The 22,685-nt window shown below is 45.8% G+C and carries 22 protein-coding genes and 2 tRNA genes; 17 read left to right on the forward strand and 7 right to left on the reverse strand.

Annotated elements, in window-relative coordinates:
- Positions 1–384: 384 nt before the first annotated feature.
- The 3 genes from WS34_RS10725 to WS34_RS10735 all read right to left on the reverse strand — a co-directional run bounded on the left by WS34_RS10725 (position 385) and on the right by WS34_RS10735 (position 1,408).
- Entirely contained in the window at positions 385–684 is a 300-nt protein-coding gene (locus WS34_RS10725) for a nucleotidyltransferase family protein (protein ID WP_046402442.1), read from the reverse strand.
- 372 nt (positions 685–1,056) lie between these two features.
- Positions 1,057–1,129: transfer RNA gene (locus WS34_RS10730), tRNA-Gly, on the reverse strand.
- Between the two features lie 197 nt (positions 1,130–1,326).
- A tRNA-Tyr gene (locus WS34_RS10735) sits at positions 1,327–1,408 on the reverse strand.
- Between the two features lie 305 nt (positions 1,409–1,713).
- Here WS34_RS10735 and WS34_RS10740 point away from each other — a divergent pair.
- Complete coding sequence (locus WS34_RS10740) at positions 1,714–2,799, forward strand: Sb-PDE family phosphodiesterase (protein WP_046404765.1); 1,086 nt, start codon at positions 1,714–1,716, stop codon at positions 2,797–2,799.
- Between the two features lie 126 nt (positions 2,800–2,925).
- Here the strand turns inward: WS34_RS10740 and dinB are convergent, their stop codons facing one another.
- Together dinB and WS34_RS10750 are read right to left on the reverse strand one after the other, a co-directional pair.
- Positions 2,926–4,008: a DNA polymerase IV gene (dinB, locus tag WS34_RS10745; RefSeq protein ID WP_046404779.1), complete on the reverse strand. Its 1,083-nt coding sequence runs from the start codon at positions 4,006–4,008 to the stop codon at positions 2,926–2,928.
- Positions 4,009–4,080: 72 nt separating this feature from the next.
- A complete protein-coding gene (locus WS34_RS10750; RefSeq protein WP_046404766.1) occupies positions 4,081–4,788 on the reverse strand; it encodes a pirin family protein in 708 nt (235 codons plus the stop codon).
- Between the two features lie 116 nt (positions 4,789–4,904).
- Between WS34_RS10750 and WS34_RS10755 the strand changes: the two genes are divergently transcribed.
- Both WS34_RS10755 and WS34_RS10760 read left to right on the forward strand, forming a co-directional pair.
- Complete coding sequence (locus WS34_RS10755; RefSeq protein WP_013611689.1) at positions 4,905–5,882, forward strand: DMT family transporter; 978 nt, start codon at positions 4,905–4,907, stop codon at positions 5,880–5,882.
- Positions 5,824–6,336, forward strand: a complete 513-nt coding sequence (locus WS34_RS10760) for a tyrosine-protein phosphatase (RefSeq protein WP_013611690.1) — start codon at positions 5,824–5,826, stop codon at positions 6,334–6,336. Before WS34_RS10755 ends, WS34_RS10760 begins: the two co-directional genes overlap by 59 nt.
- A gap of 2 nt (positions 6,337–6,338) precedes the next feature.
- Here the strand turns inward: WS34_RS10760 and WS34_RS10765 are convergent, their stop codons facing one another.
- A complete protein-coding gene (locus WS34_RS10765; protein WP_046404767.1) occupies positions 6,339–8,222 on the reverse strand; it encodes an AAA domain-containing protein in 1,884 nt (627 codons plus the stop codon).
- A 159-nt stretch (positions 8,223–8,381) separates the two neighbouring features.
- On the opposite strand from WS34_RS10765, the gene WS34_RS10770 reads away from it, so the two are divergent.
- The 13 genes from WS34_RS10770 (at position 8,382) to WS34_RS10830 (ending at position 20,614) form a co-directional block, all read left to right on the forward strand.
- Positions 8,382–8,753, forward strand: coding sequence for a hypothetical protein (locus tag WS34_RS10770; protein ID WP_140398529.1), 372 nt, complete (start codon positions 8,382–8,384; stop codon positions 8,751–8,753).
- An 88-nt stretch (positions 8,754–8,841) separates the two neighbouring features.
- On the forward strand, positions 8,842–9,192 hold the full coding sequence (locus WS34_RS10775; RefSeq protein WP_013611693.1) for an NADH-quinone oxidoreductase subunit A: 351 nt from the start codon (positions 8,842–8,844) through the stop codon (positions 9,190–9,192).
- Positions 9,193–9,263: 71 nt separating this feature from the next.
- Complete coding sequence (locus WS34_RS10780; RefSeq protein WP_046402611.1) at positions 9,264–9,869, forward strand: NADH-quinone oxidoreductase subunit B; 606 nt, start codon at positions 9,264–9,266, stop codon at positions 9,867–9,869.
- On the forward strand, positions 9,866–11,488 hold the full coding sequence (locus WS34_RS10785) for an NADH-quinone oxidoreductase subunit D (RefSeq protein WP_229057724.1): 1,623 nt from the start codon (positions 9,866–9,868) through the stop codon (positions 11,486–11,488). The genes WS34_RS10780 and WS34_RS10785 overlap by 4 nt, the downstream gene beginning before the upstream one ends.
- Positions 11,489–11,529: 41 nt before the next feature.
- Positions 11,530–12,606 (forward strand): NADH-quinone oxidoreductase subunit NuoH, encoded by a 1,077-nt coding sequence (gene nuoH / locus WS34_RS10790; protein WP_013611696.1) that lies wholly within the window; start codon positions 11,530–11,532, stop codon positions 12,604–12,606.
- An 8-nt stretch (positions 12,607–12,614) separates the two neighbouring features.
- Positions 12,615–13,091: a 4Fe-4S binding protein gene (locus tag WS34_RS10795; protein ID WP_046404769.1), complete on the forward strand. Its 477-nt coding sequence runs from the start codon at positions 12,615–12,617 to the stop codon at positions 13,089–13,091.
- 41 nt (positions 13,092–13,132) lie between these two features.
- On the forward strand, positions 13,133–13,642 hold the full coding sequence (locus WS34_RS10800; RefSeq protein ID WP_013611698.1) for an NADH-quinone oxidoreductase subunit J family protein: 510 nt from the start codon (positions 13,133–13,135) through the stop codon (positions 13,640–13,642).
- A gap of 30 nt (positions 13,643–13,672) precedes the next feature.
- Positions 13,673–13,972 carry an NADH-quinone oxidoreductase subunit NuoK gene (gene nuoK / locus WS34_RS10805; RefSeq protein WP_041557249.1) on the forward strand — a complete coding sequence of 100 codons (300 nt, stop codon included), beginning with the start codon at positions 13,673–13,675 and terminating at the stop codon, positions 13,970–13,972.
- Between the two features lie 10 nt (positions 13,973–13,982).
- On the forward strand, positions 13,983–15,884 hold the full coding sequence (nuoL, locus tag WS34_RS10810; protein ID WP_046404771.1) for an NADH-quinone oxidoreductase subunit L: 1,902 nt from the start codon (positions 13,983–13,985) through the stop codon (positions 15,882–15,884).
- Between the two features lie 26 nt (positions 15,885–15,910).
- Complete coding sequence (locus WS34_RS10815; RefSeq protein WP_046402609.1) at positions 15,911–17,383, forward strand: complex I subunit 4 family protein; 1,473 nt, start codon at positions 15,911–15,913, stop codon at positions 17,381–17,383.
- 28 nt (positions 17,384–17,411) lie between these two features.
- Positions 17,412–18,839 (forward strand): NADH-quinone oxidoreductase subunit N, encoded by a 1,428-nt coding sequence (locus WS34_RS10820; RefSeq protein ID WP_046404773.1) that lies wholly within the window; start codon positions 17,412–17,414, stop codon positions 18,837–18,839.
- A 210-nt stretch (positions 18,840–19,049) separates the two neighbouring features.
- Positions 19,050–19,967, forward strand: a complete 918-nt coding sequence (locus WS34_RS10825; protein WP_046404774.1) for a ketopantoate reductase family protein — start codon at positions 19,050–19,052, stop codon at positions 19,965–19,967.
- Positions 19,964–20,614, forward strand: a complete 651-nt coding sequence (locus WS34_RS10830; RefSeq protein WP_046402605.1) for an HAD family hydrolase — start codon at positions 19,964–19,966, stop codon at positions 20,612–20,614. The genes WS34_RS10825 and WS34_RS10830 overlap by 4 nt, the downstream gene beginning before the upstream one ends.
- A 1-nt stretch (position 20,615) precedes the next feature.
- Here the strand turns inward: WS34_RS10830 and map are convergent, their stop codons facing one another.
- Complete coding sequence (map, locus tag WS34_RS10835; RefSeq protein WP_046404777.1) at positions 20,616–21,476, reverse strand: type I methionyl aminopeptidase; 861 nt, start codon at positions 21,474–21,476, stop codon at positions 20,616–20,618.
- Between the two features lie 189 nt (positions 21,477–21,665).
- Between map and WS34_RS10840 the strand changes: the two genes are divergently transcribed.
- A partial coding sequence (locus WS34_RS10840; protein WP_046404784.1) for a GAF domain-containing protein occupies positions 21,666–22,685 on the forward strand: 1,020 nt, incomplete at its 3' end.

Raw genomic sequence — 22,685 nt, forward strand, 5'->3', positions numbered from 1 at the left:
GAATGTCGAATCAATATATTATCATAGACATAAATATCTGATATTCTGATATATTTAACTAGTTTATTCCTATAAAATTGCATGAGAAAGGAAAAACCACCGATTCAGAATGGTTTGGTGTGGAACACTATCCCATTCTCCATGAAATGGATTTATTCAGGCATGTAAACATGGAGAGATTAAAAATGTTATATCCTGATATTTTTGGAAAGTCCCAAACCGAAACTTCTCAAGAAAAGACAGCACAACTAAATGATTAAAGCCAGTCGCTCTTTATAAACGTATATCTCGACAAAATTCTTCAAACAATTTCAGTTGCCTGTCAAAGAATGTTTCAATGTCATCAAGCGCATTAAGTATATCTTGCAAGTGTTCTTGGTAAAGTTATCCATATATCAACGCTTTGGTTCGCTCTATATTTTCTTTCAAGTAATGGTTACAGATAGCGTGTTCTTCCAGTAAATCAACTTCTCTCCCCAGAACATCTTCTAAAGCGTATTTCAAGTCAAAGAAATTGCTAAAATAATCTGTTACCTGTGCTTTGTCGAAATTAACTATAAAATCAACATCGTTTTCTTTATTAAAACGATTCGTGAGGATAGAACCAAACACAAATAATTTACTAACCTTGTACTTCTTGCACAAGGCAATGATTTTATCCATATTTGATTCAATCAGATTCATGTAGTCATTCTCTTTCTGCAAACCTTAGATTTGCAGCGTGTTTCTCTGAATCTAAGTTTTGTAAAACAAAAGTAATAAATTTGTGCTGATAATAAAAGTTTAACAACAGACAATGAAACCGGACGATTCTCAAAATTTGCAAATGGGTAAGACCCGTCTATCTTTTTTGCCCTATCCGGTCCGTTGGATTTGAGGACCTGAATTGCTATCAACCTTGGTTTAAATAAAGTATTTTTGATTTGTAACAAACCACTGAAATAGAGGCGTTCATGGCTAAAGTTGGTTTAAACCTCGGTTTAAACAGATGCCCCCAAACCACGAAAAACCACAAAATAAAAAAGGTAGCTACTTTCGTAACTACCTCATTCAGAGAGCGGAAAACGGGACTCAAACCCGCGACCCCCAGCTTGGAAGGCTAGTGCTCTATCGACTGAGCTATTTCCGCAAAATATTTCCCTCACACACTGGATGGACTCGCTATGCCCGCCGATCCGAAGGGAGAGGCATAAACAAACCTTAAATTACGAAAGACATTGTCTTTCTTACTGATTAAAAAAGTTTTTACCTTACAAAATCAAACTTCTGACGATAAAAGCTTTTTTTAATCAACGACTGTCAGAAACAGTCGCAATTTAAAATCTGTGGGCAGTGATGGATTCGAACCACCGAAGGCTACGCCAGCTGAGTTACAGTCAGCCCCATTTGGCCACTCTGGTAACTGCCCTTGTTTTAAAGAACTCTCTTTTGTTTTGCGGGTACAAATATAGGACATTTTCTATTCGCTGCAAAATTTTAAACACAAAAATACAATGAATAATCTGTGAAAACTCTACTTATTCTCCCATATCATTGACCACCAAGCTAATATTTACTTATGGTGTTTATATACATGTTTATCCTAACTGTACGCTTATAAGTGTAAATATGTATATAACTGCCTTACTTATTATTTTCTTCACTTTTTGGCAACCACTCTGTCATTTCCAGGATTTACTTTTGAAACCGGATAAATGATTAAATAACTCTATTATGAAAAAAAGTAGTATTATCGGTGTGTTAATTCTCTGTTTTGCTTTTTGGGGTAAAGCTCAAGTCAGAAATGAAATTCGTGTACCCGATCCGGAAGGATACCGGACATTGAAATGTGATTTCCATATACATACAGTATTTTCCGATGGTTTGGTCTGGCCGACGGTACGTGTCGACGAAGCTTACCGGGAGGGGTTGGATGCGATCGCCCTGACCGAACACCTGGAGTACCGTCCCCATCGCCAGGATATTATTGCTTCGCACAACCGATCCTATGAAATTGCAGAGAAAACAGCCCGGAATAACCAGGTAATTTTAATCAGAGGAAGCGAAATTACCCGCCCGATGGCTCCCGGACATTTCAATGCCATTTTTCTAAGCGACTGCGACGCCCTGGAACAAAAGGAATATATGGATTCGTTCAAAGCAGCACGCCGGCAAAATGCATTCATTTTCTGGAATCATCCGGGTTGGGACCGTCAACAACCCGATACGACCCTCTGGTGGAATGAACATACCCGTCTGTATGAAGAAGGATATATGCAGGGTATAGAAGTCGCTAATGGAAAAAAATACTCCCCGGAAGCACAACGCTGGTGTATGGAAAAGAAACTGACCATGATCGGCACATCGGATATCCATCAACCCATCCAGACAGATATCGATTTTGCACGGGGCCAACACCGTACGATGACCTTCGTATTTGTCCGGGAACGTTCGGCTGAAGGAATCCGTGAAGCTTTATTACATCGCAGGACTGCAGTATATATGGATGAGAAAGTTATCGCCGAAGAACAATGGCTGAAAGAGTTATTCGAAAAATCGATCGACATCGAGGATATAAAACGAAATGAAAAAAGCATCGTTATTACCCTGAAAAACAATTCCGATCTGACCTTCCATCTCAAAAAGACCCGGCATAATCCCGGTCTCGTTTATTTCAGGGAATATACCATCCAACCTCAGTGCCGCCATCGTATCGAAATCCGTTTAGAAAACAATATCCAGGGAGGCGATATCAATTTTGAAATCACTAACTTATATGCTGCTCCCAACAAAGGACTGACTTATAGCTACAAAGTGTAAGCGGCCTTTTCCCCTTCTGACCAACGCATTTCCGATGCAGATCCACAAGACTCCGGTCCCAGACCGGCCGGACGATTCTCCCATCCGCATTGAAAATGCGTAAATCGGTTACCTTACTGCTACCGGTTAAAAATTAATTTCCAACTGGGTCGGAATCCCTTGTTCCGGATCATCGGGAGAAGAAACCGGATTAGATACGGTAAGTCCCATCAACCGGATACGGTAATGAGTCAGCTGCAAACCGGCTAACAACTGCTTGGCTAAAGGCAGAATTTCTTTCATTGTATACAATTCGTGTCCTACACTGATGCTACGGGTCTTCTGTGTAAAATCGTGGAATTTGATTTTCAGCGTCAACGTATGTCCTTTGAATCCGGCTTTCCTTAAACGCCGGATCAATTCATCGGCCACATGCCACAGCTCAATAATCAGTGCAGTATGGGTTGTCAGATCTTTTTCGAAAGTATTCTCACACCCAACCGATTTACGTATCCGGACCACCTCCACAGGACGAAGATCTACCCCATGCGAGAAATCGTAATACAACTGGCCGGCCTTCCCAAAATTCCGGTTAAGAAATTCCAACGAACAATTGCGGAGTTGTGCTCCGTTATGTATCCCCAGTGCATGCATTTTATGGGCAGTCACTTTACCAATCCCCCAAAATACTTCGATAGGCAAACGAGCGATAAAAGCAGCTGCTTTACGGGGATGGATAACAAAAAGACCGTCCGGTTTGCGATAATCCGAAGCAATCTTCGCCAGGAATTTATTATAAGAGACTCCGGCCGAAGCCACCAACCCCAATTTCTCGCGAATCTCTTTTTTAATAGCCCGGGCAATGTCTACGGCTAAAGGAATATTCTTTTTATTTTCGGTGACATCCAAAAAAGCTTCGTCCAAAGCTAAAGGTTCTATCAGGTCCGTGTATTCATGAAAGATCCGATGGATCTCTTCCGACACGGCTTTATAATGTTCCATACGTCCCCGTACAAAAATTAAATCAGGACACAATTTAAGAGCTTGCATAGAAGACATTGCCGAACGAATACCGAACTTACGGGCTTCATAACTGGCAGCAGCCACCACACCCCGCTCCTCCGGGCGTCCTACGGCCAAAGGTTTTCCCCGGTATTCGGGATGATCACGCTGCTCGACAGAAGCATAAAATGCATCCATATCGATGTGTATGATTTTCCTGTTTTCCATTTTCTTCATTCAAAAATAAAGTTTTTTCTTTACAAGAAAATCATTTTTACAAACTTTAGTCTTCGATGAACGCTAAATCATAGCCACTTCTATCAACAACACATAAGCCTCACTCCGTGCCTCCACCTGAAAATGGTCTGTCTCCGTGATACCCATACCATCACGTCGCGACAAATCAGTACCTTCGATACAGATTTCACCTTCGATGACAAAACAATAAACGCCTGTATTCTTCTGGTGCAGATGATACCCGATCTTTTTACCTTTCTCTAACTTTCCCAATGCAAACCAGGCATCCTGTAAAATACCGCCAGGAGCAGTGCCATGAGGAGCCACTATATAGCCAAAACGATTTTTCATGTCTACCTGGCGGATATCATAGCTTTTATAGACCGGCTTAGTATTATTTACACGAGGAATAACCCAAATCTGTAAAAACTCCAGATTTTCAGTTTTACTATCGTTGAATTCACTATGATAAATCCCGCTACCTGTACTCATCACCTGAATATCCCCGGGACTAATCACCTCACTGTGCTCCAGACTATCTCCATGCCTCAGGTAACCTTTCAAAGGAATCGAGATCACCTCCATATTTTTGTGGGGATGGGTATCGAACCCCATTCCGGGGGTAACGGTATCGTCGTTCAGCACCCGTAAAGCCCCGAAATGAATCCGCTGTGGGTTATAATAGTCTGCAAAACTAAAAGTATGCCAGGTATTCAGCCAGCCGTAATCAGCATGTCCCCGTGTATTCGCCCTATCAATCACTGTCTTCATATGTTTTATTTTTATTATTTATAAAATCGTATATTGCTTATTAAACGTTCTGTAACAAAGTAAAGTTTCCAACGTTTAAAAAGTTACCGAATCGCTGAGTAACTTAAAAAGAACATATGCCCAAATCCAAAGCTTATATCGGTCATCTGATGATTCTGGCCACCACTTTCATTTATAGTTTCAACACCAATTTTATGAAAGTCATCATTCCCGAATGGATCGGTCCCAACGGGTTGGTGTTACTCCGTTGCTCTGCCAGTACCCTGGTTTTCTGGCTAATCGGCCTTTATTTCCCGACTTCTTCCGATCGTCCGCACCCCCAAAAAAAAGAAATCGGAATGATGATACTGGGCGGTATACTCGGCTTAGGAGGTAACTTATTGTTTTATATCAATGGACTTTCACTGACCGGGCCTATCGATGCTTTTGTCATCCGCACCACCCAACCGATCATCGTCATTGCCCTGGCGGTTATTTTTCTGCATACCGTATTTACCAAATACAAAGCCTTCGGTATTCTACTCGGTATTGCAGGCGCCCTTTATGCCTCCATTATGCCCCACACCGGAAGCCTGGTGAAAGACTCGTTCGGAGGCGATGTCCTGGTTTTCTGCTCTTCGGTTTCCTACTCCTTCTTTCTGATCCTGATCAAACCTTATACTCAAAAATTCGATTCGGTCACCGTCATGAAATGGATGAGCTTATCTTCGATGATCATCAGCTTACCTTTCGGGCTGTCAGATCTGGTCAGATCACCTTTATTTTCCGCCCAGGCACCCCTTCACATCTGGCTCGAAATTTGTTATATACTTTTCGTTGCCACCGTGATCGGCTATTTTTTGAGTGTTTACGCCCTAAACTACATCACCCCCTTCGTAGAAAGTGCTTATAAATACGTCCTGCCGGTCACCGGTGCTGCTGTTTCCATCCTGATGGGACTACAGAAATTTTCGTGGCACGATCCGATTGCTTTGGCCCTGATCGTGACCGGATTTATTCTGATCAATAAAAAAACAAATGAAATCCAAACCAACCATGTATCCATACACCATTCACCTACCGGACCTGAAGACAGAGAAAATCACCCTGGGTAATAAATGCCGGTTGAAAAACTTCTACCGGATCGGAGACGGGGTATATCGTTCGGACCAGCCGTCCGCAGCTTGCTTCCGGGAATTGGAAAAATTCGGTATGCGGGAAATACTGAATCTCCGTTGCTACCACACCGACACCAAAGAAGCACAGGGCACCTCGCTGATCCTGCATCACCTCCCCACCCGGGCCACATTGCTCAGGCTGGACGATCTGGTCACTGCCATGCAGATCATCCGCGACCGGAAAGGTCCCCTACTCTTCCATTGCTGGCATGGCAGCGACCGGACAGGAGCCGTAGCAGCCATGTACCGAATGGTTTTTCAGCATGTTCCCAAACAACATGCCATCGATGAAATGGTTGAAGGTATTTTCGGCTTTCACATGATATTCGATAACATCATCGACACCATCGACGAAGCAGATATCGAACATATCCGGCAAGAATTATTCTGATCTCACCGGAGCCCACCGATATATTCATACAACTCGCGGTAAAAAGGATGTCTGGTCAACGTCACCGCTTCGCCCAAAATCAGTAATTTCATCCGGGCCCGGGTAATGGCTACATTCATACGCCGCAGATCCCGCAAGAAACCGATCTGCCCTTTTTCGTTGGCCCTGACCAGACTGATCATAATCACATCCCGCTCTTGCCCTTGAAAACCATCAACCGTATGCACGGTGATCAGGCGACGGCAAGGACGAAAGAACGGCTCTTTTTTCAACAGATGCCTTAAATAGTGGACTTGTGCCTGATAAGGTGATATCACCCCGAAATCGATATGCTCCTCCAAAATACGCCGGATTCCGATCCGTTCCATATAATTTTTCAGTTCCCGGACTAACAATTCGGCTTCTCCGGTATTCAGACGTCCGGTTCCTTCTGCCACTGCTTTTTCCTGTAAATCCAGTTCTGAAGTATCGATCCAGCTGACAGGCGTATCGAAATCGAGGATACCCCGGTATTTCACTTCCGGTGCCGCTTCCAACTCATCATGATAAAACCAGCGGGAAGGGAAGCGCATAATATCTTCATGCATCCGGTATTGGATTTTCAACAAAGACACGGTCTCCGGTTTGTGCAGCACCACCTTCTCCAGCAAAGTACGGCCGAGCCCTCCCCGGGCAGCCTCTATACATTTGATCGTCGGCGGTAGCTGGCAATGATCGCCGGCCAGAATCACCCGGTCGGCCCGGGAGATCGCGATCCAACAAGCCGCTTCGATCGCCTGGGCAGCCTCATCGATAAACAAAGAAGAAAAGCGTTTACGCTCCAATCCCCGGCTAGCCGCACCCACCAAGGTACAGGCGATAACCCTGGCTTCGGTAAACAACTCCGTATCGATACGTATCTCCAAGCCGGTCGCCCTTACCCGCAATTTAGTCAGCTGATTATGCAAACGCTCCCGGTCTTCACGCCCGCTTTTACGTAAACGGCCGGTCATCTCCCGTATAGTCTTTCTAATTTGCCACAATTCCGGATAATCGCTATGTGCCTCGAAACGACGTTCGTAAGTAAAAGCGAGCATCTTATCGTTTACCCGGGTAGGATTTCCGATACGAAGCACGGGGATACCCCGATCGACCAGTTTTTCTGCAATCCAATCCACCGCCGTATTACTCTGGGCAGACACCATCACCTGATTTTCACGGTGAAGGGTTTCATAAACAGCCTCCACCAATGTCGTCGTCTTACCGGTTCCAGGAGGTCCGTGTACGACAGCCACCTCTTTTGCACACAACACCTGATTCACTGCCTTCTCCTGCGAAACATTCAGCCAGGGGAAACGCACCGGACCGGTCTCCCGCCGAAGTGCAGGTGCTTTACCCAGTAATACCTCCCGCAAACGAGCCGTACGATTCCCCTTTGCCTCTGCCACCTCACGCAGGGCAGCGAACATCGTCTTATACGAAGTATCGTCAAAATACAACTGTACCCCCAACTCACCCGTAACGACTAATTCCGGCAATACCTGCGGTCCGGGAAGTACAACTACCATTTTATTATCCTGTACATAACTGATCACAGCAGAAAAGTTGAAATAACGGATCTGCCGGTCAGCCGAAATCCTAAAAAAACAAACAGGACGTCCGTATTCAAAGCTATGTTCAGTCTCTTCCGTCTCTGTACGCGTTACTTCGACTGTCAGCTGGTTGAGTGAATTATACCGATCGGCCCCAAGCTTCACCGGAAACCAACACACTCCTTGCTGGATTCGCTTCGGAATACCGGCCTCACGGGTCTGCTGACGATACAACTCTTTTTCATATTCGTATTCTTTTTGCAGCATGGCCGATTGTTGTTGTAAATCCTGCATCGGAGAAAGTAATTTATCCATAGTGATTTATTTAAACAGAGGATTGAAGATGGGCCTCCCACTCAGTAATCACCGGCAAAGGTAAAGGAATATTGCCGAATTAATTCAGTTTTTTTTAATATAAATTGTATCCCAAACCTAAAAATTAAATCGTATATTCGCACGTTCAAAAAAATGAGTGTGCAAATTATTAAATGGATCATATTATTATTTGTAACAGGTAACTGTTTGTCAGAGACCTGTAAAGCCAACGATGCCCCCAAGGTATGTCTTCCTGTCCAGTCTAATATCACGATTATTAATCAAGCGGATAATATGTTGGACTCACTCGTATCTTTCCTGCATTTCAATGCAGGTGACCTCACGGAAGAAACCACACACAAAACGCTGGATAAAAAAGTTTTCATCAGGTTATTTATTCAGTCCAGGCATAATAAAATACAATCACCGGCAGAAGATCCCTTGAATAAATTCATTCCCCGGCAAGCAGTTTTCACCGGGCCGGATCACACCGACTACTACATCTATACGCTACAAAAAATTATTATTTAAATCGCCGATTCGTTCAAATAAAGAAGTATCGTCTGGAAACGGACGCCGATAGTTCAGTATTTTAGGTATTTTTTAAACATATTCTGTTATGAATTTGACCTTATTAATTGTCGTAATTCTTACGGCTATTGCTTTAGTGGGGATTGCCCTTGGCGTCGCCCGCATCGTATCTCCCCGTTCTTATAACCGGCAAAAGGGAGAAGCTTATGAATGCGGTATTCCAACCCGTGGCCGTTCGTGGATGCAGTTCAAAGCCGGTTATTATTTGTTTGCGATCCTGTTCCTGATGTTCGATGTAGAAGCGGTATTTTTATTTCCCTGGGCCGTCACCGTACAGGACGCAGGTATCGACGGATTGATCAACATTTTGTTTTTCATGGTTATCCTGATCCTCGGCTTAGCCTATGCCTGGAGAAAAGGGGCACTGGAATGGAAGTAAAAAAAGGTAAAAAGTAAAAGGCTGGAGATGAAGAGAAGGGGAAAGTCAGAACAAAAAATAACGGAAAAACGATGAAACAACCCAAGATAAAATCAATGAAATATGAGGACTTTAAAGATAATGAGTACCTCGAACAACTTAGGGCCAACGGCACCGACATCATTGTGGGATGCCTGGACGATCTCATCAACTGGGGGCGTTCGAATTCGGTATGGCCTCTTACTTTTGCCACCAGCTGCTGTGGTATTGAATTTATGGCAGTGGGTGCGGCACGTTATGATTTTGCCCGTTTCGGGTTTGAAGTCACCCGGGCCAGTCCCCGGCAAGCGGATGTAATCATCGTTGCCGGTACTATCGTTCACAAAATGGCTCCGGTATTACGGCGGTTGTACGATCAGATGGCCGAACCCAAATATGTCATCGCTATGGGGGGATGTGCCATATCGGGCGGACCGTTCAAGAAATCCTACCATGTCGTAAAAGGTGTAAATCAAATATTACCGGTAGATGTCTATGTTCCCGGTTGTCCTCCCCGTCCTGAATCGCTGCTTTACGGCATGATGCAGCTGCAACGGAAAATCAAAGTCGAGAAATTCCTCGGAGGAGCCAACAAACAGCAAGACCCCAGGGACAGTAATGACGAAGCTACCCCCCAATGTAATCCGAACAATTTATGAAAGAGAAGATATTAAGTATTGTACCGGAAGCCGTCCTGGAAGAAAAACATGGAATATGGTTCGTCAGCGTTCCACGTACCTCTTTTCATGATCTGGCCCTTCGTTTGCGCAACGACAAGGATACTTCGTTCGATTTTCTGGTATGTATGACCGGTATGGACTGGGGCGAAACCCTGGGCGTCATGTACCATCTGAGATCCAGCAAATACGGTCACGACCTGGCCTTACGGGTTGAAACCGAAAACCGGGAGAATCCCGAATTGCCGAGTGTCTCGGACATTTGGGCTACAGCCAACCTCAACGAACGTGAAGTATTCGATTTTTATGGTATCCGGTTTATCAACCATCCCGACATGCGTCGGTTATTCCTGCGGAACGACTGGATCGGTTATCCGTTGCGTAAAGATTACGATGCGGACGAAAAGATCAACCCCATCCGTCTGGAAAGTGAAAGCAGCCCGGATGCAACCCCTACCCTGGAATTGACAAAAGAAGGGACGATCGAAGCAAGGGAAAACGTTATTTTCGAAGATGACGAATACGTCGTAAACATCGGCCCCCAACACCCTGCCACACATGGAGTGCTCCGTTTCCGGGTATCCCTGGAAGGAGAAATCGTAAAAAAAGTGGATGTCAACTGTGGATATATCCACCGGGGTATCGAAAAAATGTGTGAAACCCTCACCTATCCCCAGACTCTGGCACTGACCGACCGGCTGGATTACCTTTCGGCCCATATGAACCGTCACGCCTTGTGTATGTGTATCGAAGAGGCGATGGGGCTGGAAATCCCGGAACGGGCCAAATATATCCGGACGATTATGGACGAACTGACCCGTATTGCTTCCCATCTTCTGTTCTGGTCCACCTTCTGTATGGACCTGGGAGCCCTGACCGCTTTCTTCTATGGATTCCGCGACCGGGAAAAGATCCTGGACATGTTCGAAGAAACCTGTGGGGGCCGCTTGATTCAGAATTACAACTGCATCGGAGGAGTCATGGCCGACATCCATCCGAATCTGATCACAAGGATCAAAGATTTCATCCGATACCTGCCCCCTATGCTAAAAGAATATCATGGTGTTTTCACCGGTAATATTATCGCCCGGCAGCGGATGAAAGACATCGGTATTCTTTCTCTGGAAGATGCTATTTCCTATGGAGTAACCGGTCCTTCGGGACGTGCCTCAGGCTGGAAATGCGATATCCGTAAAATTCATCCTTACGGGGTATACGATAAAGTCGATTTCAAAGAAATCACTTACAACCATGGAGATACATTCAACCGCTACATGGTGCGTATGGATGAAATCGTCGAATCGCTTCACATTCTGGAGCAGCTGGTCGACAATATTCCGGAGGGAGATTTCGCCGTTAAGACCAAACCGATCATCAAACTTCCGGAAGGCCAATACTACAAGAGTGTCGAAGCCGCCCGGGGAGAATTCGGTGTATATATCGAAAGCCACGGAGATAAATTCCCGTACCGGGTGAAATTCCGTTCGCCGGGTCTTCCGCTGGTATCGGTAGTCGATCTGCTCGCCAGCAACAACAAAATTGCCGACCTGATCGCTATCGGCGGCTCACTGGACTATGTCGTTCCGGACATCGACCGATAAGAAATGAAAGATGATAGATGAAAGATAAATGAGAATAAGATATGTTTGATTTTAGAGTAGTAACACAATGGGTCGACGCCACCCTACACCAATATCTGCCCGCCTCGCTGGTCACCACCACTGAATTTGTCCTGGTCGGTGTCTGTTTATTGGTCGCTTATGCAGTCATGGCACTCGGCCTGATTTATGCAGAGCGGAAAGTCTGTGCTTTCTTCCAATGCCGTCTGGGTCCGAACCGGGTAGGTCCTTTCGGAATGATACAAACTGTCACCGATATGATCAAGATGCTGATCAAGGAGATCATCGAGATCAATCATGTAGACCGTTTTCTGTTCAACCTGGCTCCTTACATTGTCATCATAGCCTCTTTATTGGCTTTTAGTTGTATACCTTTTGCCAAAGGGCTGGAGATTATCGATTTCAATGTCGGGATATTTTTCCTGATCGCAGTATCCTCCATCGGTATTGTCGGTATTTTGCTGGCAGGTTGGGCCAGTAACAACAAATTCTCCCTGATCGGGGCCATGCGAAGCGGAGCCCAGATGATCAGCTACGAGCTATCGATCGGGTTATCGATCCTGACGATGGTAGTGCTTACCGGCAGCATGCAGCTCTCGACGATTGTCGAAAGCCAGGCAGACGGCTGGTTTATCTTTAAAGGCCATCTCCCGGCTTTAATCGCTTTTATCGTCTATCTGATCGCAGGTACGGCAGAAACCAACCGCGGTCCCTTCGACTTACCCGAAGCCGAATCGGAACTGACAGCAGGTTACCATACCGAATATTCGGGCATGCACTTCGGTTTCTTCTACGTGGCCGAATTCGTCAATATGTTTATTGTGGCAGCCGTAGCGACTACCTTATTCTGGGGCGGCTGGATGCCTTTACATATACCGGGTTGGGAAAATTTCAACACCGTGATGGACTACATCCCTTCGATCTTTTGGTTTCTGGGAAAAAGTGCCGTTATGGTATTTATCATCATGTGGTTTAAATGGACATTCCCCCGCCTGCGTATCGACCAGTTGCTGACACTGGAATGGAAATACCTGTTGCCCATTAATTTGTGTAACCTGTTCCTGATGGTCTTTGTGGTGGTATTCAAATTACATTTTTAGCAAGATTTATGAGAAGTACACAAGAATATTTCAGTTCATTTTTCAATGGTTTAGGTTCATTACTGAAAGGAATGAGCATTACCCTCCGGGAATTTTTCACCCCCAAGACTACTGAAAAATATCCGGAGAACCGGGCTACCCTGAAAATGTTCGACCGTTTCCGGGGTGAGCTGACGATGCCCCACAACGAACGCAACGAACACCATTGCGTCGCCTGTGGTATCTGTGAAATGAATTGTCCGAACGATACCATCCGTGTCGAATCGGAAATGGTAACTACCGAAGACGGAAAAAAGAAAAAGGTACTGGTGCGGTATCTGTATGACCACGGTAGCTGTCTGTATTGCCAGCTATGTGTGCGGAGCTGTCCCCATCAGGCCATTACTTTTATCCCGACCTACGAACACGCCGTTTTTACCCGTGAGAAACTGGTACTCCAACTAAACCACGAAGGTTCCAGGTTGGAAACCACAAATGAAGCCTGACCGGCAAAAGATTGAATTAAGTATATTATAAAAGAAATCTTATGAATATAACTCTCCCCCAAGCGGTCTTTTTATTTTTGGCAGCAGTGATCGTCGTCTGCTCCATACTGACCGTCACCACGAAGCGGATATTGCGTTCGGCGACTTATCTGCTGTTCGTGTTATTTGCTACGGCAGGTATATATTTCGAGTTGAACTATTCCTTTTTGGGAGCCGTACAGCTGACTGTATATGCCGGAGGAATCATCGTATTATACGTATTCTCGATTCTTCTGACCAGTTCCGACAATAAGAAAGCCGACAAGATCAAAAACAGCAAATTTTTTGCCGGCATACTGGCTGCGGTAGGAGGTGCAGCCCTCTGTATCTTTATCACGCTTACCCACTCGTTCCCGGTATCGCATTTCGTACCCGGTGAGATCAACCAGAAAGTGATCGGAACCGCTTTGATGGGGACGGAGAAATACCAGTATCTGTTACCTTTCGAGGTAATCAGTGTTTTGTTGTTGGCTTGTATTATCGGGGGTATCCTGATCGCCCGGAAACGTTAAACATGAAAATTGAATAGTATGGAAATAACGATGGAATATTATCTGGTGATCAGCACGATCATGTTTTTCGCCGGAATCTACGGGTTCATGACCCGCAGGAATATGTTAGCGGTATTGATTTCTATTGAATTGATTCTGAATTCTGTAGATATCAATTTTGTGGCTTTCAACCGTTTTTTATTCCCGGACCAACTGGAAGGTTTTTTCTTCACCCTGTTCGCTATCGGAATATCGGCCTGTGAAACAGCAGTGGCCATAGCAATCATTATCAATATATACCGGAACATCCGGAATATTCAGGTGAAGAATTTAAATAAATTGAAAGACTAAACTTCAGATTATGGAATATACAATATCGATCCTCCTGCTTCCGATGCTCACTTTCCTGGTGCTCGGATTATTCGGGATGAAACTCCGTCCGAACACAGCCGGCTATATCGGCAGCCTCTCTCTGGCTGTCACAACAGGCCTGGCCTATATCACTGCAGGACTCTATTTTTCAGCTCCCCGGGTAGACGGTGTATTTGCCCGGATAATGCCTGTCGATTTCGAATGGCTGCGTTTCACAGAAGCCCTCCACATCGATCTGGGTATATTGCTGGATCCGATTTCTGTCATGATGCTGGTGGTCATCACAACGGTATCGCTGATGGTACATATTTATAGTATGGGCTATATGAAAGGCGAACGCGGTTTTCAGCGTTACTACGCTTTTCTATCCTTGTTCACCTTTTCTATGTTAGGTCTGGTAGTAGCTCCCAATATTTTCCAGATGTATATTTTCTGGGAGCTGGTGGGTGTTTCTTCCTACCTGCTGATCGGATTCTACTACACAAAACCCGAAGCCATCGCAGCTTCGAAAAAAGCGTTTATCGTCACCCGTTTTGCCGACCTGGGCTTTTTACTGGGCATTCTGTTGCTGTCGTATTTCACCAAGACATTCAGCTTCGAATTATTGACTTCCGGTGATGCTTCCGTTTTTGCAGGAGCTGCAGGTGTCACTTTCATGGGAGCTTCCGTGATGAGCTGGGCCTTGGCTCTGATATTCATCGGTGGGGCCGGAAAATCGGCAATGTTCCCATTACACATCTGGTTACCGGACGCGATGGAAGGTCCTACCCCGGTATCGGCTCTGATTCATGCAGCAACGATGGTGGTTGCCGGCGTTTTTCTCGTGGCCCGTCTGTTCCCTGTATACGTCAGTGCAGCCCCGGATGTGTTGGTCGGCATCGGTTATGTCGGGGCTTTTACTTCGTTGTATGCAGCCGTAGTAGCCTGCGTACAAACCGATATCAAACGGGTACTGGCTTTTTCTACCATCTCTCAGATCGGTTTCATGATGGTTGCGCTCGGAGTCTCGGGTATGGGAGACCATCAGGGACTCGGCTATATGGCTTCGATGTTCCACCTTTTCACACATGCCATGTTCAAAGCCCTGCTCTTCCTTTGCGCAGGAGCCATCATCCATACCATCGGCAGCAATGAAATGAGCCGCATGGGTGGTCTGCGTAAATATATGCCTTTTACGCATCTGACCTTCCTCGTCGCTTGTCTGGCCATATCGGGAATTCCTCCTTTTTCCGGATTTTTCAGTAAAGACGAGATTCTGACAGCCGTTTTCGATTTCAACCCGAATTTCGGTATCCTGATGAGTTTTATTGCCGGTCTGACAGCTTTTTACATGTTCCGGCTCTACTACAATATCTTCTGGGGCACTCCGTCACAGTACGCACATACTCCCCACGAAGCTCCCCGCTCGATGACCATTCCCCTGATGATCCTTGCCGCGATCACACTTTTTGCAGGTTTCATCCCGTTCGGGCATTTTGTGAGCAGCGACGGATTGGTTTACCACATCCACCTGGATTGGAGTGTCGCCATTCCCAGCATTATAATCGCTTTAATCGCCATCGGTATCGCCACTTTCTTTTACAAATCGAAGTGCGACATTCCCGACCGGCTGCAACATATGTATGCCCATTTCTATAAAGCAGCCTATCACCGTTTTTACATCGACGAGTTTTACCTGTTTATCACCAAACGAATCATTTTCAACGGTGTATCCCGCCCGATCGCCTGGTTCGACCGCCACATCATCGACGGTACCATGAACGGAATGGCCTATATTACCCAACGGGTGTCGTACGCTATCCGCGGATTACAGTCGGGACAAATCCAACAGTATGCTTTTGTTTTCCTGGTGGGCACTTTATTGCTTGTTTTATTAGTGGTGTTGATATAGGATCGTAAATTATAAAATTGAACATTATGAATTTCTTATCCTTATTCGTTCTGATCCCGGTTTTGATGTTAGGAGGTTTACTTTTGGCATCGGACATCAAACAAATTCGTGCAGTTTGTGCGACAGGAGCTTCCCTCCTGCTGCTTCTTGCCGTAGCACTGACGGTATTGTTTCTGGGAGAAAGGAACAGCGGAAATACGGCAGAAATGCTTTTCACCGCCAGCAGCGTGTGGTATGCCCCGTTTCATATTCATTATTCGGTGGGGGTCGACGGCATTTCGGTCGCTATGTTATTATTATCTTCCATTATCGTATTCACCGGCATATTCACTTCGTGGAAGATGGAACTCTTGCCCCGGGAATACTTTATGTGGTTTTGTCTGTTGAGTATCGGTGTCTTCGGTTTTTTCATCTCCACCGACCTCTTCACCATGTTTATGTTTTATGAGATCGCCCTCATCCCGATGTACCTGTTGATCGGAGTTTGGGGCACCGGTAAAAAAGAATATGCAGCCATGAAGCTGACCCTGATGCTGATGGGTGGTTCGGCCCTGCTGCTCGTCGGGATATTGGGTATCTATTTCAATTCGGGAGCGACAAGCATGAACATTCTTGACATTGCGCGTCAGCATATTCCGGACGAATTGCAACGGTGGTTCTTCCCGCTTACCTTTATCGGTTTTGGTGTACTGGGAGCTCTCTTTCCTTTCCACACCTGGAGTCCCGACGGTCATGCTTCAGCGCCCACAGCGGTGTCGATGCTTCACGCCGGCGTGCTGATGAAACTGGGAGGCTACGGTTGTTTCCGGGTGGCCATTTGCCTTATGCCCGAAGCAGCTAAAGAGCTTTCGTGGATATTCATTATCCTGACGGGTATCAGTGTGGTTTACGGTGCTTATTCGGCTATTGTCCAAACCGACCTGAAATACATCAATGCGTATTCCTCGGTCAGCCATTGCGGTCTGGTATTATTCGCAATCCTGATGCTTAATCAGACGGCCATGACAGGAGCCATTATGCAGATGCTGAGCCATGGACTGATGACAGCATTGTTCTTCGCATTGATCGGTATGATTTACGGACGGACCCATACCCGGGATATCCGGGAAATGGGAGGCCTGATGAAGATTATCCCCTTCCTGGGGGCCTGCTATGTGATCGCCGGTTTGGCTTCATTAGGACTTCCCGGTCTAAGCGGTTTTGTAGCCGAGATGACTATTTTTGTCGGTTCCTTCCAGCATGCCGATGTATTCCACCGGGTGATGACTATCCTGGCCTGCACTTCGATTGTGATCACTGCCGTCTATATCCTGCGGGTTGTCGGTAAACTACTCTATGGCAAAGTGGTCGACGAACACCACCTGCAACTGACCGATGCTGTATGGTACGAACGTTTTTCGGCCATCGTCCTGATCCTCGCCATTGCAGGGATAGGGCTGGCTCCGTTGTGGATATCGGATATGATCCGGGAAAGTTTAAACGGATTGTGGCCGTTTTAAGATATCGTAAATCGTAAAATTATTAAATATGGGATATTCTAATTTTCTGTTCCTAAAAGAAGAGCTTTCACTGATCGCCGTCATGTTGATCCTGCTGGTATACGACTTGTTCGGCTCTCAGAAAAGCCTGAAATATTTTCATCCGGTAGCCTGTGTATTGTTTCTGGCCCATACACTACTGAATCTTTTCCCTGCCGGGACGGCAGAGGCTTTCGGAGGGATGTATGTGTGCACCCCCATCGGTTCGATCGTAAAAACTATCCTGAACACAGGTACGCTTATTGTCCTGCTCCAGGCTTATAATTGGGTAAACAGCGAGTCGGTCCTGATCCGCCGGGGAGAATTTTACCTGATTCTGTTCTCCTCCTTGCTGGGTATGTATTTCATGATTTCTGCGGGCAATTTTCTGTTATTTTTCATCGGCCTGGAGACAGCCTCTATTCCGATGGCCGTGTTGTCTGCATTCGACAAATACAAACACCAGTCGGCAGAAGCCGGGGCTAAATATATTCTCTCGGCCACTTTCGCTTCGGGATTGTCGCTTTACGGTATTTCCCTGATCTACGGGACGGTCGGTACACTTTATTTTGCCGACATACCGGCAGGAATTTCAGGGAATCCGCTCCAATATATGGCCTTCGGATTTTTTATCGTGGGATTGTTTTTTAAGATTTCACTGGTGCCTTTCCACCAATGGACACCCGACGTTTATGAAGGTGCACCGACTACGGTGACTTCTTATTTTTCGGTAATTTCCAAAGGGTCGGCAGCTTTCGTACTGATGACTCTATTATTTAAAGTATTCGGTAATCTGGTGACAGAATGGCAGGCAATCCTGTATGTCATCATTATCGCAACCATCACCGTAGCCAACCTGTTTGCCATCCGCCAGCAGAATTTGAAGCGTTTTCTGGCTTATTCTTCGGTTTCACAAGCCGGATATATTATGCTGGGAGTGATCAGCGGGAGCGCTATCGGGATGACGTCACTGGTATATTATATCCTGGTGTATATGATCTCCAACCTGGCTGCTTTCGGGGTGATCGCCATCATCGAAAACCGGACAGGCAAGATCACGATCGACGACTACAACGGTCTGTATTCCACGAATCCGAAGTTAAGTATCGTCATGATGCTGGCTTTATTCTCTTTAGCAGGGATTCCTCCGTTTGCCGGTTTTTTCAGTAAATTTTTCATCTTTGCCGCCGCAGCCGAACAGGGATTTTATGTATTGGTATTCATCGCCCTGCTGAATACGATCATTTCCCTCTATTACTATCTGCTGGTTGTCAAAGCCATGTTTATCAACAAAACCGAAGAAGCTATCGCCCCTGTCCGTTCCGATATCTATACCCGTCTCAGCCTGATTGTCTGCACGGCAGGTATTCTGATATTAGGCCTGCTCAGCACAATTTACGAACACATCGGTATGTTCAGCTTCGGCATAACGTTTTAGCTTATAAAGTCTTCGGATCCTGCGGGCACCTTGTCCGCGGGACTTACACAGTCCCCGGCGGCCAACATAGGGCCATAAACAAAGCGCCCTCAGGATCCTTTATCATAGAATCATTCTGTCACTTATTCGTTACAATTATTTAATTCCCCCTCATTTTTGATCTTTCTGACAAAAAACATACTTTTGGAGTCGAATCGGAAAGAAAGTAGTATGGAGATTAAAATTGCATTTTCAGGGATCGGCGGTGTCGGGGGTTACTATGGGGGCAAACTGGCTCATTTTTACCGGCAATCAGAAAACATTAAAATTTACTTTATTTCGAGGGGGGAAAATCTGGAAGTCATTTCACGTGAAGGACTGAAAATTCAGACTCTGCACGAAGAAATCATCGTCCATCCGACCCTGGCGACTCATTCTCCGAAGGACATCGGCCCGGTCGACTATCTGTTCTGTACCACCAAAAGCTATGATTTAGCCGGAAATCTTGAAGAAATACGTCCTCTTATCGGGCCGTCGACCGTTATTATTCCTTTATTAAACGGAGCGAATATTACGGAAGAAATCCGGCGGCTAGTCCCGGGACACCAGGTTTGGTACGGTTGTGTGTATATCGGAGCCCGGCTTTCGGCTCCGGGAACAGTCAGTAAATTTACAGAGCAGGACCGGCTTTGGTTCGGTGATCCGGAAGGCAACCGTCTGCGTCAGGCCGAATTGCTGCAATTGATGAGCCGGGCAGGTATCTCAGCTTTAAATCCCGCAGACATACACGACCGGATCTGGAGAAAATTCTTTCTGATCTCTCTGAGTGCCACCCTCACTTCATACTATGATCAAAGCATAGGAGAAGTACTCGAATTTCATCGTTCCGGTTATGAAAAGCTGGGCGAAGAACTTTATGCAGTAGCACAGGCCCAGGGGATACATCTACCTCAAGATATGATCCGGCAAGTCATTGCCGACCAGGAGAAAATGCCTTATGACGCCACCACTTCGATGCATACGGATTTCAGGAAGCACAAACCGACAGAATTAGAAACGCTGACCGGTTATGTGGTTGAAAGCGGTAAAGCCCTCCACCTTCCTGTACCTACTTATGAAATGATGTATAAAGAATTGAAAACAAGATGAATAAAAAACTGGTTATATTCGATTTAGACGGGACGCTACTGAATACCATCGACGATCTTGCTGTAAGTGCCAACTATGCTCTCCGGCAACATGGCTATCCGGAACATGAATTGCCGGCTTACCGCTATTTTGTCGGAAACGGTATTACAAAATTGATCGAACGGGCTTTACCCGAAGCGGAACGCTGTGAACCGACTATCCTGCAGTTACGGGAAGAATTTGTAGGCTATTATCAGCGACACAAGACAGACCTGACCCGCCCTTATCCGGGTATCCCGGAATTATTGTCACACTTATCGGCCAAAGGTATACAGCTTGCTGTAGCTTCCAATAAATATCATCAGGGGACCGTCGAGCTGATCCGGCATTATTTCGGCACGGATCTTTTCAAGGTTGTACTGGGACAACGCGGGCACATACCTGCAAAACCCGATCCGGCAATTGTCTACGAGATCTTACACCTAACCGGAATAACTCCTGCGGATGCGTTGTATATCGGAGATTCGGGGGTAGATATGCAAACAGCCCGGCGCAGTGGCATCACTTCCATCGGCGTCAGCTGGGGCTTCCGTCCCCGTCAGGAACTGACAGAAAACGGAGCCTGTCATATTGTAGACCGTCCGGAAGAAATAATCCGTTATCTCTGATCTATCCGGTGATGATCTCCGCCCCGGTATCGGTGATCAGCACCGTATACTCCCATTGTGCAGAAGGCATACCGTCGTCTGTCAATACCGTCCAGTCGTTATCGGCATCGATAAAAATTTTGCGGGATCCCATATTGATCATCGGTTCGATAGTAAATACCATTCCCGGTACCAGCAAAACACCGGTACCGCGGCGTCCGACATGGCTGACAAAAGGATCTTCATGAAATTTGAGTCCCACCCCATGCCCGCCGAATTCCCGTACGACAGAATACCCGTTGCCTTCGGCATGTTCTTGAACGGCAGCCCCGATATCCCCCAGGAAGCCCCAGGGACGGGCGGCTTGCAAACCGGCTTCCAGGCATTCTCGGGCTACCTGCACCAAACGCTGCATTTCAGGACTTACTTTACCGATCATAAACATCCGCGAAGCGTCCGAAAAATAACCATCCAGAATCGTAGAAACATCTACATTGATAATATCCCCATTTCTCAATACAACGTCTTTGGAAGGAATACCGTGGCATACTTCGTCGTTCACCGAGGTACACACACTCTTCGGAAATCCCTCATAATTCAAGGGAGCAGGAATAGCTCCGTGAGCGATCGTAAAATTGTAGACTAATGTATCGATTTCTTCCGTCGTCATACCTTCATGGATATGGGCAGCCACCAAATCCAAAACCGCCGTATTGATAGCGGCACTGCGGCGAATCCCTTTTATCTGGGCCGCCGTTTTAATCATTTTACGGGTAGGGACCCGGTATCCCTTCGCTTTGTAAGCCTTGATTTTTTGTTCTATATCAGCCAAATACGCAGACTCACTCTCGGATAATTTTTCTTTACTTTTAAAAAGTCTCATTTCTTTTTACCTTATCGGCAAGATCCTTCTATCCTGTCAGTTTTTTAGCCCGGAGCAAATTTGCTCCGGGCTTGCAAGATACACAATTATTAAACAAGTAAATAGGTAAAAAGTGGCAAATATTGCTTATTTTCGTACGAATAATAAAACTTGTATTGCAGAATTACACACTAATCCTATATTCTACCCATGGCCATACAAAATATAAGCATTTCCCGTCTTCAACAATTGATGGACAGGGCAAAAATCGGTTGGTGGAAAGCTGATTTTCATGATAAAATATATATCTGTTCGGATTATATCATTAAGCTTTTAGGACTGGATTCCGAAATAATTTCTTTCGAAGATTTTCGTCAGTTGATTCACGCCGGCTACCGGAATATGATTACACGGGAATTCGCTTCTATCAAGCAGGAAGAGATTTATGACCAAACCTTTCCTCTTCAAACCCCATATGGAGAAATCTGGGTCCATTCGCAGCTCGGAGAAAAGGAAACCGATACCAACGGTCACCTGATAGCCTGGGGATTTTTACAATATATTACCGATCCACGCGAAATTAAGGCAGAAAAAGCACTTGCCAAATTCAATGTCCGCCTGCACCAGCAAAACGATATTTCCCGTTCGCTGTTAGCTTTTTTGAAAACAGAGGATACGCAGGAAGTCATTTGCAAAATTCTGGAAAATTTATTGGAGCAATTTCATGGTAGCCGGGCTTATATCGTCGAATACGACTGGGAAAAGCAGCGGCAAAACTGTACCTTCGAGGTTAATGTACAGGGAGTGATTCCGCAACAGGAACGCTTGCACGATCTCCCCACCCACAACACCCCGTGGTGGACCGAAGAAATGCTCCTACGCCATCCGATTCTTTTATTCAATCTGGACGAACTGCCCGCAGAAGCACAGCTGGAAAAAGCATTTTTAGCCTCCCGCAAAATCAGATCTCTTATGGTAATCCCGATGATTGCGCAGGAACAGGTGTGGGGTTATATGGGTATAGATATTGCCGATGAATACCGGCAATGGAGTCCTGAAGACTATCAATGGTTCGCCACTTTGGGAAATATCATCAGTATCTGCATGGAACTCCACCGGGCAAAGATCAAGGCACAGAAGGAACAGGAATATTTCAAAAACTTGTACGAATATATGCCCATCGGATTTATCCGGACAAAACTAGTATACGATCAAAACCATAAACCTTAT

It is taken from the genome of Odoribacter sp. N15.MGS-14 (assembly GCF_000980245.1).
GTDB lineage: Bacteria > Bacteroidota > Bacteroidia > Bacteroidales > Marinifilaceae > Odoribacter > Odoribacter splanchnicus.

Excerpts from the sequence above, each read along its gene's own strand:
- WS34_RS10725 (WP_046402442.1), bottom strand. The coding sequence starts at position 684 with ATGAATCTGATTGAATCAAATATGGATAAAATCATTGCCTTGTGCAAG.
- WS34_RS10740 (WP_046404765.1), top strand. The coding sequence starts at position 1,714 with ATGAAAAAAAGTAGTATTATCGGTGTGTTAATTCTCTGTTTTGCTTTT.
- dinB (WP_046404779.1), bottom strand. The coding sequence starts at position 4,008 with ATGGAAAACAGGAAAATCATACACATCGATATGGATGCATTTTATGCT.
- WS34_RS10750 (WP_046404766.1), bottom strand. The coding sequence starts at position 4,788 with ATGAAGACAGTGATTGATAGGGCGAATACACGGGGACATGCTGATTAC.
- WS34_RS10755 (WP_013611689.1), top strand. The coding sequence starts at position 4,905 with ATGCCCAAATCCAAAGCTTATATCGGTCATCTGATGATTCTGGCCACC.
- WS34_RS10760 (WP_013611690.1), top strand. The coding sequence starts at position 5,824 with ATGTATCCATACACCATTCACCTACCGGACCTGAAGACAGAGAAAATC.
- WS34_RS10765 (WP_046404767.1), bottom strand. The coding sequence starts at position 8,222 with ATGGATAAATTACTTTCTCCGATGCAGGATTTACAACAACAATCGGCC.
- WS34_RS10775 (WP_013611693.1), top strand. The coding sequence starts at position 8,842 with ATGAATTTGACCTTATTAATTGTCGTAATTCTTACGGCTATTGCTTTA.
- WS34_RS10780 (WP_046402611.1), top strand. The coding sequence starts at position 9,264 with ATGAAACAACCCAAGATAAAATCAATGAAATATGAGGACTTTAAAGAT.
- WS34_RS10785 (WP_229057724.1), top strand. The coding sequence starts at position 9,866 with ATGAAAGAGAAGATATTAAGTATTGTACCGGAAGCCGTCCTGGAAGAA.
- nuoH (WP_013611696.1), top strand. The coding sequence starts at position 11,530 with ATGTTTGATTTTAGAGTAGTAACACAATGGGTCGACGCCACCCTACAC.
- WS34_RS10795 (WP_046404769.1), top strand. The coding sequence starts at position 12,615 with ATGAGAAGTACACAAGAATATTTCAGTTCATTTTTCAATGGTTTAGGT.
- WS34_RS10800 (WP_013611698.1), top strand. The coding sequence starts at position 13,133 with ATGAATATAACTCTCCCCCAAGCGGTCTTTTTATTTTTGGCAGCAGTG.
- nuoK (WP_041557249.1), top strand. The coding sequence starts at position 13,673 with ATGGAATATTATCTGGTGATCAGCACGATCATGTTTTTCGCCGGAATC.
- nuoL (WP_046404771.1), top strand. The coding sequence starts at position 13,983 with ATGGAATATACAATATCGATCCTCCTGCTTCCGATGCTCACTTTCCTG.
- WS34_RS10815 (WP_046402609.1), top strand. The coding sequence starts at position 15,911 with ATGAATTTCTTATCCTTATTCGTTCTGATCCCGGTTTTGATGTTAGGA.
- WS34_RS10820 (WP_046404773.1), top strand. The coding sequence starts at position 17,412 with ATGGGATATTCTAATTTTCTGTTCCTAAAAGAAGAGCTTTCACTGATC.
- WS34_RS10825 (WP_046404774.1), top strand. The coding sequence starts at position 19,050 with ATGGAGATTAAAATTGCATTTTCAGGGATCGGCGGTGTCGGGGGTTAC.
- WS34_RS10830 (WP_046402605.1), top strand. The coding sequence starts at position 19,964 with ATGAATAAAAAACTGGTTATATTCGATTTAGACGGGACGCTACTGAAT.
- map (WP_046404777.1), bottom strand. The coding sequence starts at position 21,476 with ATGAGACTTTTTAAAAGTAAAGAAAAATTATCCGAGAGTGAGTCTGCG.